This is a genomic window from Thalassovita sp., from assembly GCF_963691685.1.
GTDB lineage: Bacteria > Pseudomonadota > Alphaproteobacteria > Rhodobacterales > Rhodobacteraceae > Thalassobius.
The window spans coordinates 4,452,553-4,467,039 of sequence record NZ_OY829290.1 but is presented as its reverse complement, the minus strand read 5'-3'; the positions used below and the strand labels follow the sequence as shown (position 1 = coordinate 4,467,039).

Genomic DNA, 14,487 nt, shown 5'->3' with positions numbered 1-14,487 from the left:
GCACTCAGTACTCGGCCATATCCTTGGGATCTTTCAGGCTCGCCAGATAGCTTTCGACGTCTTCCTTTTTCATCGCCGGCGCTGCCTTTCCGATTGTTCCGTCGGGCATGTCGCCGAAATAGAACTGGAAGCCGGGAATTGTCTGGCGTCGCTTGCGAATAGGCATGCCTTCATATGGGAAAACGTCCGAGCGGGCGTTAGCCTGTTCGTCATGGCAGGGCAGCACGTAATCCGCGCGCTTGTCGATCTCTTCGACCGATTTCCAACCCTTATAGCTGTTCACAAAGCGCGCAGGCACCCAATAGCGCCACTGTTCGCCCGGGTTGGGTTCAAGGTTCCGCTCAACAAAAATCGCATCGCCAACAACGCATATGTCCCCGGCGCTTGTTGCAACAGATACCGCCATGTGACCAACCGAATGCCCCGGAGTATGGAACATGGTGATGCCGGGCAGCACTTCGCATTCATCCTCGACCGCCTCGAAGACACAGCCCGCATAGGCCTGCTCAACGCCGATATTCGCCTCGTAAGTGCGATAATAAAGCGGCAGCGGGTTGTAAGCCATTTCGATTTCAGCCTTGGGGGCGATGTAGCGGGCGTTTTTGAACTTCTTCATGTTCTGCACGTGGTCCCAGTGCAGATGCGTAAAGACAATCGCGTCGATTTCGTCGGGGTGAACGCCAAGCTTCTGCTCCAGATGCTCATGCACCTGAAGACAACCACGTTTGTCACATTTGTGGTGGTACTTGGTTGCGCGCTCCTCATCGGGCAGGCCCGTGTCGATCAGGATTTTGTGTTCGCCTGTGTCCACGTAATGACAATAAACCGGGTTCCAATATTTCTTTCCGGCCGGGCCTTTCCAGAAAATATACGTTCCCAAATCGGCCTCAAGCCAGCCGGTGTTGATCGGATAAATCTTGGTTTCTGCAATGCCCATGGTGATACCTCTCGGATGCGATTCCTTTATGTATACAAAAATATCAAAATGAACACATTGACAAGGGGCAATCGCAAAAAGCCGATTAATTCACCTTCAGGACCTGCAAAAAACTGGTCTCCATGTGAGTTCGCATACTATTTGAGGCGACTCCTGAATCTTCACTAAAGATGTCATTGATCAGCGCCTCGTGATTTTGCGCCGAAACGATCAGATCTTCTTTTGTCGCGAATTTCTTGGCCCTGAAGGGGCCGGTCCGCTGCCTGAACTCGGATGCGATCTCGGCAAAATACGGATTTCCAGTCGCCCGATAGATCGCTTGATGGAAGGCTTCGTTGGCGCGCAAATAGGCCGCCCTATCCCCCTTCTCAGCAGCAGAGACGCAATCCGCCTGTGCTGTCTCAATCTCGGTTCTGGATAACAAACTAAGGCGTTGAGCGGCCATTCGCGCGCAGGCAGCCTCTATTTCGTGCATGGCCTCAAATATCTGGGCGAGCTCTTCGCGACTATATTCAGCAACAAAGACCCCCCGCTTTTCCCCCTGTATCAGGATGCCCTGAGCAGCAAGGCGCCCCAACGCCTCGCGTACCGGCGTACGGGAAGCGTCGAACCGCGCCGCAAGGCGCACCTCATCCAGCCGAGTTCCCGGCGCAAGTTCGCCTGCCGCAATTTCCTCGGTTAGGGCAACCTCAATCCTTCTGCTCGTCGACATTCTCGCGGTTTTTGCCATTACTTTCACCCCTTTCAGGGCCTCATTTTAGTACGCGATGATGTATAATGCAATTTTGCATATTTACTTTTTTGTTTGTATACAAAATAGTGGAAGCGAATTGGAGGAAGAGATTCGATGCCGGAAATTCGCCTGGAAAGCATGGTCAAACGCTATGGCTCCGTCGAAGTGTTGCACGGAATTGACCTTGAGATGGCCGACAACGAATTCACGGTTCTGGTCGGCCCGTCCGGTTGCGGTAAGTCCACAACGCTGCGCATGATCGCCGGGTTGGAAGATGTCTCGGACGGAGAGATCTTCATCGACGGCAAGCCGGTGAAACACCTGGAACCCAAGGATCGTGACCTTGCGATGGTGTTTCAGGATTATGCCCTCTATCCGCATATGAACGTGGCGCAGAACATTTCCTTCGCTCTGCGCCTTCAAAAGCGCCCAACGACTGAAATCAACGCCAAAGTGCGCGAAGTGGCTGACATGGTCGGCCTGACGGATTTTCTCGACCGGAAGCCCGGCGCACTATCCGGCGGGCAAAGACAGCGCGTGGCCATGGCGCGGGCGCTGGCCAAGGACTCAGGCATCTTCCTGTTCGACGAACCGCTTTCCAATCTGGATGCCAAACTTCGCGGACAAATGCGCGCCGAACTGGCATTGATGAGCCAGCGCGTCGAAAAGAACATGATCTACGTCACCCATGACCAGATCGAAGCCATGACGCTTGCCGACAGGATCGTCGTCATGCATGGCGGCTATATTCAGCAGCAAGGCACCCCGGAAGAGCTGTTCAAGCGACCAGCCAACAAGTTCGTTGCGGGCTTCCTTGGCATGCCGCCGATGAACTTTCTGGAAGGCGCCATCGAAGAAAAAGGCGGTGGTATGTTTGTCACTGGCGACGGGTTTTCGCTGCGCCTTGCCGATGAACGGGCAGCGACGGCACGTGTGCATTCCGGACGGGACATTATTCTGGGTATTCGTCCGTCGGATCTGAGCTTTGCACCCGATGCTTCGGCTGATGCGGCTCTGACACTGAATGTCATGGTCTCCGAATATATCGGTGCGCAATCCGTCCTGATGTGCACCTGCGGCCAACAAAATGTCACGGTCGAAATGAATTCCGAAACGCCAATGGCGCTCGGAGAGACCCTGCAGTTCGAAGTGAATGCACCCCGCATTCACCTGTTCGACAAAGAGAGTGAAAGGGCGTTGTGACGCCTGTCAATCGAAAGGGAGGAAGCAATAATGCTTAAACAGTTTAAGGCAGCCGCTATGGCCACAGCCTTGATGGCAGGGACGGCATTGGCCAACCCATATGCCGAATACGAGGGCACGACGCTGATCGTGAACTTCCCGGCGCACCCGCATTATGATGCGGTGATGAAGATCCTGCCGGAGTTTACCAAAGAAACCGGGATCGAGGTCGAGGTCGATCAGCTCCCCTACCTCAAGATGCGCGAGCGCCAGACGCTGGAACTTGGGCAGGACCAAGGTGAATACGACCTGATTGCATATGTCGTGTTTTCAAAGGCGGATTATGTCTATGCTGATCAGCTGGAAAACCTGGCCAAGTATTATATGAATCCCAAACTTGCCGATCCCGCCTACGATGCGGACGACCTGATCGACGGCTATGTTTATAACATCGGTTTCGCTGGCGGCAACAAAGGCTATCTGGAAGGTAAGACCGGTTCGTTGTTCGGCATCCCCTATGGTTCCGAAACATCCATTCTGGGTTACCGCAAAGACATCTTTGAAAAGCACGGCCTGGAAGTGCCGGAAACTTATGACGAGATGCTGGAAATCGCCTGCAAAATTCCCGATCTTGAGCCGGGCATGGGTGGTCTTTCAAGCCGGGCCGCATCTGGCCATCACGCCAGCCATGCGTTCCTGTTGCACCTGGCCCCGCTGGGTGGGCGCGTCTTTGACGACAACTGGAACCCCATCGTCAACAACGACGCCGGCGTAAAGGCTGCACAAGCGTTGAAAACCATTGTTGATTGCGGCCCTGAGGGCGCAAAGAACTTTGGATTTGGCGAAGCGCTAGGTGCCTTCCTGAACGGCGACACAGCGATGTTCCTGGACACCACCGTGGTTGCCGGTCAGATCGACAACCCGAACAAGTCTCAGGTTGTGGGCAAAGTCGGTTGGGCCATGCACCCGATGGGTGTGCGCCGCGGCAGCCAGACCGGTGGTTTTGGCATCGGTATCCCCGCGAATGCGGAAAACAAAGAGGCCGCCTTCCTGCTGATGCAGTGGCTGACCTCCAAGAAAGGCGACAAGCTGGTCGCGTTAGCCGGTGGTAACCCATCGCGGTTCTCGACCCACGATGACGCCGACGTAAATGCCAAGTTCCCGCATATGTCGACCTTTGGCGAAGCGCTGAAACATGCTGATCCCGACTGGCGTCCGATCATTCCCGTCTGGGGCAAGGTCAATGCCGATCTGGGCACGACCCTCTCCAAAGTGCTGACCGAGGATCTGGACATCCAAGAAGCGCTGGATGGCGTGGCCGAACGGACCAAAGCTGTCATGGAAGAAGCCGGCTACTACACCTGGCAGTAAGTCACCAATCTGAAAAGCGGGGAAACCCCGCTTTTCACCTTCCCCTGTCCTGTACCCTACTGGTCAAACTGCAAGGCAAACGTCCCAATCATGTTTACCTCACGTGTCAACCGGCTCTCACCCTATTTGTTCATGGCTCCTGCCGTGATCATCATGGCAATCGCTCTGATTTACCCGCTGGGGTACATGATTTGGGGGTCCTTCCGGGCATGGGATCCCAGTCAGACCATCGGCGAAGCCGAATTTGTAGGCCTGAAGAACTACATCACGCTGTGGCATGATCCCAGTTTCCGCGAAAGCCTGGGTGTGACCCTGCGTTTTGCCTTCTTCTGTGTATCAATCGAGATGGTGCTGGGCGTTGGTCTTGCCTTGCTGCTCGACCGGAATATTCGCGGCATGTCCCTGCTGCGTACAATGTTCATTCTGCCCATGATGATCGCACCCGTCGTGGTTGGTCTCATGTGGCGCTATATGTATCACCCGTCCGTGGGCACTTTTAACCGTGTCCTGGAAACTCTGGGACTGCCCGATGTGGATTGGTTGGGTAGCCACGCTCTGACCAGCGTTATCAGTGCTGATATATGGCAATGGACACCTTTCATTTTCATTTTGTCACTGGCAGCATTACAATCCCTGCCCCGCTCAGCGCTGGAGGCTGCCCGCATTGACGGCGCGACCGGTTGGCAGCAAATCGTCCATATTAAGCTGCCTTTGATGATGCCTGTCCTGATTGTCACGGCCCTGCTGCGCCTGATCGACGCCTTCAAGGTTCTTGAAGTGATCCTTGTACTGACCGAAGGCGGCCCGGGCCTGTCGACGGAAATTCTGGCTCTGCGCATTTCACGCACCGCTACTGAATTCCGGGAACTGGGCGTGGCAGCCGCCATGTCAAATTACCTGCTGATCCTCCTGATGTTGCTGACGGTCGGCATGTTTGCCTTCAATCGCTGGCAGGAGGCGCGCGCCGCCAAGGTGCGCATGGCCGCCGAGGAGGATTCCTGATGGATCAGTCTTACGAAAAACAGAACCCGGCTTTTTACGCAGTCATCGGTCTGTTAGTGTTCATGTCTGTTGGCCCTGTCGTGCTGATGTTTGTCAACTCGTTCAAACTGGATGTCGACATCATCTCGGGCACGTCTGGCCTGCTGTTCCTGCCCACGATCCAGAACTACGAAACAGCGCTGTGCGATGTGTTGTGGTACGAACCGGATCATCTCGAATTCTGTTCGCTCAAGTTTGGCGGCGCCTTCATCAACTCTCTGATCATCGCGCTCATCTCAACGGTGCTGACACTGGTGATCGGGGCCATGTCGGCCTATGCGCTTGTGCGGTTCCGCTTTATGGGGCGTGACACAGTTTCCGTGACAACGCTCATGGTGCGCATGGTGCCGCCTGCCGTACTTTTGGTCCCGGTTTTCGGCTTGTGGAACAATGAGTTCTGCCTGGACAAGAACGGGCTGATCGGCGGCGCCATCAGAGACGCGTTCGGCGGGCGGGGCGACGTGTGCCTTGCTGGTACACATTCCGGTATCATCATAATTTACGTGGCCATGAACCTGCCTTTCGTCATCTGGATCCTGCAAAGCTTCATCGTGCAGGTTCCCCGCAGCCTGGAAGAAGCCGCTCGTGTGGATGGCGCGGGCCCGTTTCAGGTGTTTTTCAAAGTTGTGTTGCCGCTGATCAAACCGGGCCTCGCGGCGGCAGCCATCTTCACCTTCCGTATAGCCTGGAACGAATATCTTCTGGCTTCCGCCCTCAGTGATCGAAATACCAAAACCGTGCCGATCCTGATCGTCAACAACATGAGCGAGTTCAACGTCGAATGGGGTGTTATCATGGCAACCGGCATGCTGTTGGCCATCCCCCCAATCATCTTTACCCTCTTTGCAAGCAGGCAAATTATCACCGGCATGACCGCGGGTGCAGTAAAGGGGTGAGACCATGGCAAAGGTCATTGTACTGGCCACATTGGCAACCAAGGCGGAAGAGACGACCTATCTGATCACACGACTGTCTGAAATTGGCGTTGCCGCGCGAGCCATCGACATTTCGCTGCACAGCGGGGGCCGTATTCTTGACGGCGATGCCAAGGTTGCCGCCATGAAAGAGGCAGCGGCCAGGGCAACGATTGACGCAGTCGAGGCTGTTGCGGGCGATGCCGAATTGGTCGTCGGGATTGGCGGCGGAACCGGTGGTGAAATCGCGCTGCGCGTGTTGCGCGCTCTGCCGATCACCTACCCCAAGATGCTCGTGACCACGCTGCCCTTTGATCCAAGGGCGACTTTGGCCGATAGCTCAATCTTCCTCATCCCCACTCTGGCAGATATCGCTGGCCTGAACGCCATTTTACGCAGGGTCTTGGATAACGCGGCATTGATGGCTGCGGGGCTGTGCCGCAATGACCTCTCCGGTGGCGATGATAACGCGGTGCCTTCAGTCGGCATCACTGCTCTTGGCGCCACCGATGGCGCTGTGGCGCCATTGGTCAGTGCACTCGCCCGGCGCGGACAGGAAAGCAGCGTTTTTCACTCCAACGGCTATGGCGGGGCCGCGTTTGCGCGTTTTGCAAAGGAGAACGCGTTTGACGCGATCATTGATCTGACACCGCACGAGTTGACCCGCATCCATGTTGACGGCGCCCATGTTGATATGCCCGACAGGTTCAGCGCCGGAGGCGACCGGCCCCGGATCGTCCTGCCCGGCGCGCTGAACTTCATCGGGCTGGGTGAAAAATCTCTGCTGGCCAAGCATTATCTGGAAAGGCCCCACTACGCCCATTCCGGTTTTTTCACCCATGTGAAGATGTCCGACACAGAGATGGCCCATGTCGCGACAAAGCTGGCAGAAAGCCTGAACACCCTGAAGGGCCCTTGCGCCGTCATCATACCCATGGGTGGCTTTTCGCATCATGATCGGCCGGGTGGAGCAATAGAAGATCCCGCGCTTCGCGCCGTTTGCCGTGACACGCTGCGAGAAAAGCTCTCCCCAAAAATCCAGCTCAAAACTGTGGATGCGCACCTGTTCGATCCTCAGATCACCAAAGACATACTTGTAACGCTTGACGCGCTATCAGCGCAAAAGGACACCTCATGCACGATCTCATTGAAAAAAAAGACGCCCTGATTGCGACCGCCAGACGCTGCTTTGACTTGCGGCTTCAAACCAACGCCGGTGGTAATCTTTCGGTGCGGCTCGACAGCGCCGGCGCGATTGTCATCAAACCCTCCGGTATCGGCTTTAACGAATGCACGCGGGACAATCTTCAGGTCGTGCATCTGGACGGCACAATCGAACCCTCGGATTATAAACCCTCCAAGGATCTGGGCTTTCACCTGGATCTCTATCGCATCCGACCCGATATCAATGCCGTCGTGCACTGCCACAGCCCATGGGCCACCGGATACGCCAGCGCCGGGATCGAGATCCCCTGCCTGACGGTCCAGACAATTGAGAAAATCGGCCGCATGCCGCTTATCCCTCTGTCTGATGCAGGTGGCCCCCAGGCCGAGGTTGAAATCAGCCCGGTCTTCAAAGACCCCAAAGTGGTTGCCGCTGTTCTTGCCAATCATGGCACCATTGGTGTGGGGGCATCCCTGATGAAAGCGCAATATCTGGCCGAGATCATCGAAGAGACAGCTCACATCGCCTTTGTCCGCGATACTGTGATGGCGGCCCATGGCAAGTCGACCGCCGATCTTCCGCAGTATGGTACAGCAGCCGACGCCCGCTCTGCTGCGGCGAATGGATAGAGATTGGCTAAAAAGAGAACTTTGGAATCTCATTTCTAGTGCACAAGGCGTCGCACCTTGTTGCGATCAACCACTTCGCTGCGCCATGCACAAATGACCGAGTTTGCCGCCGCGCTGCAGGCTGAAATTTCGTGCCTATACGAAAATTCTTCCACCTTTTTTGAGGCGCAATTCTGGCAAGTCCGGTGTGGGCTCTAAGCCGCCATGCGGCAGTGCGGCAGCGTGTCCGCAGCAAAACTGCGCGCAAACCAAGGTTATCAACTGCTGGTGCCAGCCCTTTCAGGACATTCACATTAGGCTCAGAACGTTCTCTGCTGCAGACGAAAGTAATGGGGACTCCCAAACTGGTACCGGGAATCTTCCCACATCTCGCGGCGCGGTTTGTTATCTGGCGAATGACAGGATCGTGTATAAGTGGCAAGCCTATGCCGGGCGCTTCGAAACCGTGACCGTCCGGGCCCACCTGCGCAGCATCCGTATGTTAGAGGCTCATCTAGGCGGCAAAACTTTCGACAAGGTGACGCCGACGGACGCGGCCGCCTTCCGCGACCACTTGGTCAAGCTGGGTCAAACCCCTAAAGTGGATGGTGGATTGAGCAACTCCACCATCCGCCATCACGCGTCTCAGGTGCGTCAGTTCTTCGAGTGGCTTCGCATACAGGATGGCTATAAGCGCCTCAGTCAGAACATCTTGCTCAACCTCGAGCTGCCTAAAGCGGTGCGCGCAAAAACACTGCCGCGTGAAGACCGGGACTATCTCACGATCGAAGAAGCAGAAGGGATGTTGGCGAAGATGCCCGGCAGCACGATCGCAGAACGTCGAGACCGGGCCATCATCGCTTGTGCCTATACCTGCGGATTGCGCGCAGCGGCCCTTACCACGCTTCGCCTGAAGCACATCGACATGCAGAAGAAGGAAATGCTCCAGGACGCCACCGAAATGCGGGCCAAGAACGGCAAGAGCTTTCGCAGTTTCTTCTTCCCTCGCACGGAAGCCTTCCAGCAGGTCCTCGGTGATTGGCTGACCGAACTTGGGGCCCTGGGGTATACCGAAGATGACGCAGTCTTCCCCAGCTTGGATGATCTGACCCAGCGCGCACCCGGCGCCGCCCCGGTGCCCCCCATGCAATCCTCCGCCGCGGTCGGCAAAGCCTTCAAGGCCGCCACGGCCCTGATTGATCGCTGCTGCACGCCGCACTCTGCGCGCGACACACTGGTCTACCTGGGAAACGAACTGACAAGCTCACGGAAAGAAGAAAAAGCTTCTCTCTCAACCTTGTGCATGCGAGGCCTCAAGTTAAAGAAACCTACTATGCGAAAATGACGGACGAGCAACGCCGCAGAACGATCGAAGGGCTTTGTGCGGGCACCCAGTTTACCGCCAAGGAGCAGTCAATGGTTCTCGACTTTTACGAAAGCCGCTTCGAACGCGGTTCCAAAGACTACAACTACGCCAAACGGCTGGCTGACAGACGTGCCGCCGCGCGCGATGGGGAGGACGTGCTGGAATAGGGGCCGTTTCGAGGAGCCAACGGTCACACGCCTGGCCTTCGGGAAGCGATCCTGCTTTTTTGATGGTTCATCCTAAACAAGGAGGCCGCCTCCAACCCAAGTCGGGTTGCCTCCCTGCTGACTGATTGCAAGCGCGCAGACGCAGTTTTGGGCGGATTGCGACCCTTCACGCTAATCGGTTCAACGGTAGTATTTTGAGGTGCCCCTGGTTTCCTAGACACCTGCCTTTTCCAGTTTGAGCTGCCTCTCTTCAAAGTCAACCATTGCCGGCAACACATGCAAAGCATGTGTGAGAGGGGGCGACAGCATGCCGTTGTTCGTGTGCTTGCGTTTTGGGTTGTAGAACAGCTCGATGTATTCAAAGACATCGCGTCGCGCTTCCTCGTGGGAGCGGTATTTTCGCCGCCTGACTTTCTCCCGCTTCAAGAGCTGAAAGAAACTCTCGGCCACTGCGTTGTCATGGCAGTTGCCCCTGCGGCTCATCGAGTGTTCCAGATTGTGGTCGCGTAGGAAGGCGGCCCATTCTCTGTTTGTGAATTGCGCGCCCTGATCAGAGTGGATCAACAAACCTGGACCGGGCTTGCGTCGCCAAATAGCCATGAGTAAAGCCTGGACAGCGAGTTCCGAAGTCTGACGCGATTGAACGGCCCAGCCGACCACACGGCGAGAGAACAGGTCGATGATCACACAGAGATACGCAAAACCTTCGTGCGTTCTGAGATAGGTGATATCCGTTACCCAAGCGCGATCCGGGACGTCGACCGTGAACTGGCGATCTAGCGTGTTGTCAACCACGACGGAGGGCTTGCCGCCATACATTCCAGGCTTCTTTTTGTATCCGATCTGCGCCTGAATGCCCGCAAGGCGGGCCGGACGGGCAACGCGGTTCTCAGATACAGCCTCGCCCATGTCGACCAGGTCGTCATAGATTTTGCGGTAGCCGTAAATCTTGCCACTCTCGTTCCAGGCGTCTTTGACCAGCTTGGTTTGACGCTCATCTTCCAGAGCACGATGGCTTAGCGGTTCCTTAACCCATGCATAAAAACCGCTGGGTTGGACGCCCAGCATTCGGCACATGGGCCGCGTTTTGAATCGATCCTGATTGGCCGCGATGAAGGCGTACTTCACCCATTGACCGGCAGCACATGTTTACATGTGCGAGAGGGATGCATCCTTCGCGAAGTACGCCGCCGCTTTTTTTAAGATATCCCGCTCCTCCGTAACTCGGACCAACTCCTTCTTGAGCCGTCTAACCTCAGCCTCCTGATCGGTCAGGCGTTGCGGCTTCGAGAATTTAGCCATCCACGTGTACAGCGACTTGGTGCTGATCCCGAGCCGTTCAGCCACCTCTTTGACCGAATAGCCGCGCTCCGTGACTTGCGCCACCGCGTCGATCTTGAACTCATCCGAGTAGCGAATTTGCCCTGACATTTGCATCGTCCTTTGCTTCCAAAATTACCAAGCAAAGCGTCTACAAATCTAGGGGCACCTCAAAATAGCCATATTGGCTTGGTAGGCAGAAAGGGAACAACAAATGCTCGGAGGCAGCTGTGGCTAAAATTTATGGAGCTTTCAGGTCTAATTCGACCATGACATCTGGCCAAACCACTTTTGGCGGGGTGGGCACGAGTTTTGAAATCAATGCATACGGATCGCTTACATACAGCGACGGAGCAGATGCAACCATCATGGATGGTGATAGCGCTGTCAACGAACAGCCCAATGATCCAACACAGACTTTGGCTGGCAATGCTATTTCTTGGGATTACACGATTGAGGTAACAGACGGTACAAACACGTATGAAATCGGGGTCATAGATTACGATATCAACGGTGATGGTGACTACGATTATCCAACGGCTGAGCAGGGATACTTTTTGGGTTTTATTGGCGGGGTACCGCCATTAAACACGACTCTCACGATCAATGGCATTATTGACAATGGTGTCTCCATTCCCATCAGCGATTTTGTGCCGTGTTTTGCCGCAGGAACACAGATCAAAACCCCAATGGGCTACAAACTTATTGAGAAGCTGCGTGAAGGAGACCTGATCTCTACTGCTGATGGAGTGGCTAAACCTCTGCGATGGATCGGCAAGCGCCGGATATCGAAAGCCGAGCTTGCAAACAACTCAAAGCTCCGTCCGGTTCGTATAGTGGCTGGAGCTTTGGGGAATGGGCTGCCTAGCCGGGATATCCTTGTCTCAAGGCAGCATAGAATGCTTGTGACATCGCGAATTGCAAAACGAATGTTCGGTGTGTCCAAGGTGCTTGTCTCAGCGATAAAACTTACAGAAATTCCAGGCGTATATATTGATAACTGCGTTGAAACGGTCGAGTATATCCATCTTCTCTTTGACCAGCATGAGATCTTGCTAGCCGAAGAAGCGCCAACAGAGAGCCTTTTTACTGGGCCGGAAGGATTGAAGGCATTGGGCGCCGATGCAAGGAGAGAAATTTTGACTATTTTTCCTGAGCTTGGCGAGCTGGATTATCAGCCCGAACCCGTCTGTTTTATTCCACCAGGTAAACGGCAAAAGAAACTAGTTGAACGTCATCTGCGAAACGAGAAAGCAGTTATTTGCGAGACGCTTTCTTCTTATGCCCTCTGATACGGAGCATGACGAAACTTATCGGGGCTCTTTCGAAGTATATTTAGGTCGTTCAGGCCAAGCCCAGCATGCGTCTGGATGGTCTTAAAACCACCAAGCGGCAGTACGGCAGAGTGTCCACAGCGAAACTGTTTGCGAATTAAGATGACCAGCTGCTGGTGTCGGCCCTGAGCGGTGATTCGTCTGCCCTCTGTGAGGCATCTGCCTTACTGCGGCATAGGCGTCATTTTAGCCAATTTGTTCATGCGAATCTTTAACTCCTTCTCAATGATATTTGCTTCGTAAGGTTTCATTTTCTTCCACCTCACGCATTCCTCCCGTGTTCGGCCACAGCCAAGGCACCAGCCACTGGGCCCAGTAAATTCACAGACATCAATGCAGGGACTTTTACGTTTTTTCATATCTATAAAGTCATCTTTACTTGGCGGGAGGTCAATCTTTTCATTTCCAGTGGTTGCTCTCTGAAGTGGCAGCCCAAAGCGGACCTGGTCGGTCAGCAACTGGGGGGTAGAAAGCGAATTACCGCTGCACTAACGCCCGACGGCTGCTGTGCGGGACACTGCCGACATTTGAGCAATGTCCGCTTCGGGGGCTAGCATTTTGTCTTTAGGCACTCATAGACGCCACCAAAGGGAGGGTCTTGGACAGTCCTTCGGCTGTCTCCAGCGCGCCTTCAAGGAAGCCCCCATAACTGTGGGCGGTCTCCGTGGAGCCGAAGTAGAGGCCCTGCTGCGCCAACGGACGTAATTCGTGCGGCAAGCCATAGCTTGGTTGGCGGCTGACGGGCCGTCGGTCTTGCGCGCGGGCGATCTCGGGAACGGTCGCCCAGTCTTGCAGGATCAAGTCGCGCGGGTTGCCCATCTCGGGGCCAAACAGCGCAACGAGTTGCTCCTGGGCAAGCTTCATCACCTCGTCCCGATGAACCTCTCTGGCATCCGCGGGCACGCCCACAAAACCAAACAGTGCGTAAGGCCCACCGTTCATTGGCGAGGCGTCGTGGATTTCGAACATCGGCCCGCAGTGGCTCATCGCGTCGCCAGAGAGGCCAGCGTTGCGCCAGTGCGGCTCGTCATAGACGGCAACAATTTTCGCCTGACCCGCCATCCATGTGGGGACATTCTTGAGCGATTGAAGTTGCGCGGCATCCAGTGCGGGCTCGAACGTCACGTTGTCCGCAACCACGCGTGGCGGAACAGCCAGAATGATCTGACGTGCCTTAATGGTTGTCGCTGACCCATCTTGGATGACGGTCGCTGTTATACCGTCCGAGCCATGGGCAACCGTGTCGAGCCTGGCGTTCGTGAGGATCTTGTTTTCATCCAACGAATTGGCCAGCCCATCAATCAAAGCGCCCATCCCGCCGTCCAAGCGGTGCGACCCTTGCATCGAGGCATAGCCCCGCCCGCGTTGAACGGCACCTGTTTGGTCCTGATACATCAGATCGCCGGTTGAGAACTGCTCGAAGACGGGGATATTGAACCGCCGGGAAAGTGCGGCCATGCGCGGTTGGCCAGGCCAAAACCAGGCTGGGCCAAGATCGAACCGGCCACCCGCGATGTCTTTGGTCATGATCCGGCCTCCCAAGCGTTCCTGCGCCTCTACAAGCAAGAAGTCAGTGCCTTGCTGGGCCAAGTGATCCGCCAGAGCGAGGCCTGACAGGCCGCCGCCCACTATGAGAATGTCTGTTTGCATCAGAATGCCTCCCCCATAGGTCTGAGATCCAGCTCATGGGTCCAAGTAGATTTCGGTTGGTTGGCGAGGTCCAGATAGACCTGCGCGATGTCTTCAGGTTTCATCATCCGGGCGGGGTCCATGCCATGCAGGTCTCGGCTGGCTTCGGTGTCGACAATCCCGTCCAGGATCACATGTGCCACGTGGATGCCCTTCGGCCCGTATTCCCGCGCCAATGATTGTGTCAGCGCCCGAAGCGCGGCCTTTGCAGCAGCGAACGCCGCAAAGTTCTTGCCCCCGCGCAAGCTGGCCGTCGCGCCCGAGACGATGAATGTTCCGCCGCCGGTTTCGACCATGCCGGGCAACACGCCCTTGGCAAGGTTCACCGCCGAAAGAACCATCGACCGCCAGGTTGCTTCGAAGTCGTCAACCGAGGTGTTCTCAAAGTCAGAAATCACCAACTTGGCTGTGTTATGAACCACCAGCTTGGGCGCGCCATGGGTGCCGTTCAGATCGAGCAATTTGCGCGCGGTGAGATGAGCGTTCGCGAGATCCACAGCTAGGATCGTCTCCTTGGCGCCGTTGGGCACCGTACGGTTCAGCCCAAAAGCGATGTAGCCATTGTCATTGAAGCTTGAGACCAAGGTTTGGCCAAGCCCTGCCCCGGCCCCCGCGACAATCGCGAGGGATGCGCTTTGAGCAGCCATGTCGTTTTCCTCC

General features: G+C 55.7%; 13 protein-coding genes and 1 pseudogene. 8 read left to right on the top strand and 6 right to left on the bottom strand.

From position 1 onward, the window contains the following. Window positions 1-4: 4 nt before the first annotated feature. Window positions 5-937, bottom strand: a complete 933-nt coding sequence (locus ACORLH_RS21755) for an N-acyl homoserine lactonase family protein (protein ID WP_321830412.1) — start codon at window positions 935-937, stop codon at window positions 5-7. A gap of 85 nt (window positions 938-1,022) precedes the next feature. Next, window positions 1,023-1,667 carry a GntR family transcriptional regulator gene (locus tag ACORLH_RS21750; RefSeq protein WP_321830411.1) on the bottom strand — a complete coding sequence of 215 codons (645 nt, stop codon included), beginning with the start codon at window positions 1,665-1,667 and terminating at the stop codon, window positions 1,023-1,025. Window positions 1,668-1,784: 117 nt separating this feature from the next. Between ACORLH_RS21750 and ACORLH_RS21745 the strand changes: the two genes are divergently transcribed. From ACORLH_RS21745 to ACORLH_RS21715, 7 genes are all read left to right on the top strand, one after another. Beyond that, complete coding sequence (locus ACORLH_RS21745) at window positions 1,785-2,873, top strand: sn-glycerol-3-phosphate ABC transporter ATP-binding protein UgpC (RefSeq protein ID WP_321830410.1); 1,089 nt, start codon at window positions 1,785-1,787, stop codon at window positions 2,871-2,873. A 30-nt stretch (window positions 2,874-2,903) separates the two neighbouring features. Beyond that, window positions 2,904-4,223 carry an extracellular solute-binding protein gene (locus ACORLH_RS21740; protein ID WP_321830409.1) on the top strand — a complete coding sequence of 440 codons (1,320 nt, stop codon included), beginning with the start codon at window positions 2,904-2,906 and terminating at the stop codon, window positions 4,221-4,223. Between the two features lie 153 nt (window positions 4,224-4,376). Next, the gene (locus ACORLH_RS21735; protein ID WP_321832871.1) at window positions 4,377-5,225 is read left to right on the top strand and encodes a sugar ABC transporter permease; all 849 of its coding nucleotides are present in this window, start codon (window positions 4,377-4,379) and stop codon (window positions 5,223-5,225) included. Continuing rightward, complete coding sequence (locus ACORLH_RS21730) at window positions 5,225-6,160, top strand: carbohydrate ABC transporter permease (protein ID WP_321830408.1); 936 nt, start codon at window positions 5,225-5,227, stop codon at window positions 6,158-6,160. Before ACORLH_RS21735 ends, ACORLH_RS21730 begins: the two co-directional genes overlap by 1 nt. 4 nt (window positions 6,161-6,164) lie before the next feature. After that, on the top strand, window positions 6,165-7,346 hold the full coding sequence (locus ACORLH_RS21725; protein WP_321830407.1) for a Tm-1-like ATP-binding domain-containing protein: 1,182 nt from the start codon (window positions 6,165-6,167) through the stop codon (window positions 7,344-7,346). After that, window positions 7,313-7,972, top strand: coding sequence for a class II aldolase/adducin family protein (locus tag ACORLH_RS21720; RefSeq protein ID WP_321830406.1), 660 nt, complete (start codon window positions 7,313-7,315; stop codon window positions 7,970-7,972). Before ACORLH_RS21725 ends, ACORLH_RS21720 begins: the two co-directional genes overlap by 34 nt. A gap of 406 nt (window positions 7,973-8,378) precedes the next feature. After that, window positions 8,379-9,296 (top strand): tyrosine-type recombinase/integrase, encoded by a 918-nt coding sequence (locus ACORLH_RS21715; protein ID WP_321830405.1) that lies wholly within the window; start codon window positions 8,379-8,381, stop codon window positions 9,294-9,296. Between the two features lie 401 nt (window positions 9,297-9,697). Here ACORLH_RS21715 and ACORLH_RS21710 read toward each other — a convergent pair. Beyond that, a pseudogene (locus ACORLH_RS21710) lies at window positions 9,698-10,915 on the bottom strand (IS3 family transposase). 119 nt (window positions 10,916-11,034) lie between these two features. On the opposite strand from ACORLH_RS21710, the gene ACORLH_RS21705 reads away from it, so the two are divergent. After that, window positions 11,035-12,096 carry a Hint domain-containing protein gene (locus tag ACORLH_RS21705; RefSeq protein WP_321830404.1) on the top strand — a complete coding sequence of 354 codons (1,062 nt, stop codon included), beginning with the start codon at window positions 11,035-11,037 and terminating at the stop codon, window positions 12,094-12,096. Between the two features lie 206 nt (window positions 12,097-12,302). Here the strand turns inward: ACORLH_RS21705 and ACORLH_RS21700 are convergent, their stop codons facing one another. From ACORLH_RS21700 to ACORLH_RS21690, 3 genes are all read right to left on the bottom strand, one after another. After that, complete coding sequence (locus ACORLH_RS21700) at window positions 12,303-12,497, bottom strand: DUF1289 domain-containing protein (protein ID WP_321830403.1); 195 nt, start codon at window positions 12,495-12,497, stop codon at window positions 12,303-12,305. 205 nt (window positions 12,498-12,702) lie between these two features. Beyond that, the gene (locus tag ACORLH_RS21695; RefSeq protein ID WP_321828727.1) at window positions 12,703-13,788 is read right to left on the bottom strand and encodes an NAD(P)/FAD-dependent oxidoreductase; all 1,086 of its coding nucleotides are present in this window, start codon (window positions 13,786-13,788) and stop codon (window positions 12,703-12,705) included. Beyond that, window positions 13,788-14,474, bottom strand: a complete 687-nt coding sequence (locus tag ACORLH_RS21690) for an SDR family oxidoreductase (RefSeq protein WP_321828726.1) — start codon at window positions 14,472-14,474, stop codon at window positions 13,788-13,790. The genes ACORLH_RS21695 and ACORLH_RS21690 overlap by 1 nt, the downstream gene beginning before the upstream one ends. Between the last annotated feature and the right edge of the window lie 13 nt (window positions 14,475-14,487).

Excerpts from the sequence above, each read along its gene's own strand:
- ACORLH_RS21755 (WP_321830412.1), bottom strand. The coding sequence starts at position 937 with ATGGGCATTGCAGAAACCAAGATTTATCCGATCAACACCGGCTGGCTT.
- ACORLH_RS21750 (WP_321830411.1), bottom strand. The coding sequence starts at position 1,667 with ATGGCAAAAACCGCGAGAATGTCGACGAGCAGAAGGATTGAGGTTGCC.
- ACORLH_RS21745 (WP_321830410.1), top strand. The coding sequence starts at position 1,785 with ATGCCGGAAATTCGCCTGGAAAGCATGGTCAAACGCTATGGCTCCGTC.
- ACORLH_RS21740 (WP_321830409.1), top strand. The coding sequence starts at position 2,904 with ATGCTTAAACAGTTTAAGGCAGCCGCTATGGCCACAGCCTTGATGGCA.
- ACORLH_RS21735 (WP_321832871.1), top strand. The coding sequence starts at position 4,377 with ATGGCAATCGCTCTGATTTACCCGCTGGGGTACATGATTTGGGGGTCC.
- ACORLH_RS21730 (WP_321830408.1), top strand. The coding sequence starts at position 5,225 with ATGGATCAGTCTTACGAAAAACAGAACCCGGCTTTTTACGCAGTCATC.
- ACORLH_RS21725 (WP_321830407.1), top strand. The coding sequence starts at position 6,165 with ATGGCAAAGGTCATTGTACTGGCCACATTGGCAACCAAGGCGGAAGAG.
- ACORLH_RS21720 (WP_321830406.1), top strand. The coding sequence starts at position 7,313 with ATGCACGATCTCATTGAAAAAAAAGACGCCCTGATTGCGACCGCCAGA.
- ACORLH_RS21700 (WP_321830403.1), bottom strand. The coding sequence starts at position 12,497 with ATGAAAAAACGTAAAAGTCCCTGCATTGATGTCTGTGAATTTACTGGG.
- ACORLH_RS21695 (WP_321828727.1), bottom strand. The coding sequence starts at position 13,788 with ATGCAAACAGACATTCTCATAGTGGGCGGCGGCCTGTCAGGCCTCGCT.
- ACORLH_RS21690 (WP_321828726.1), bottom strand. The coding sequence starts at position 14,474 with ATGGCTGCTCAAAGCGCATCCCTCGCGATTGTCGCGGGGGCCGGGGCA.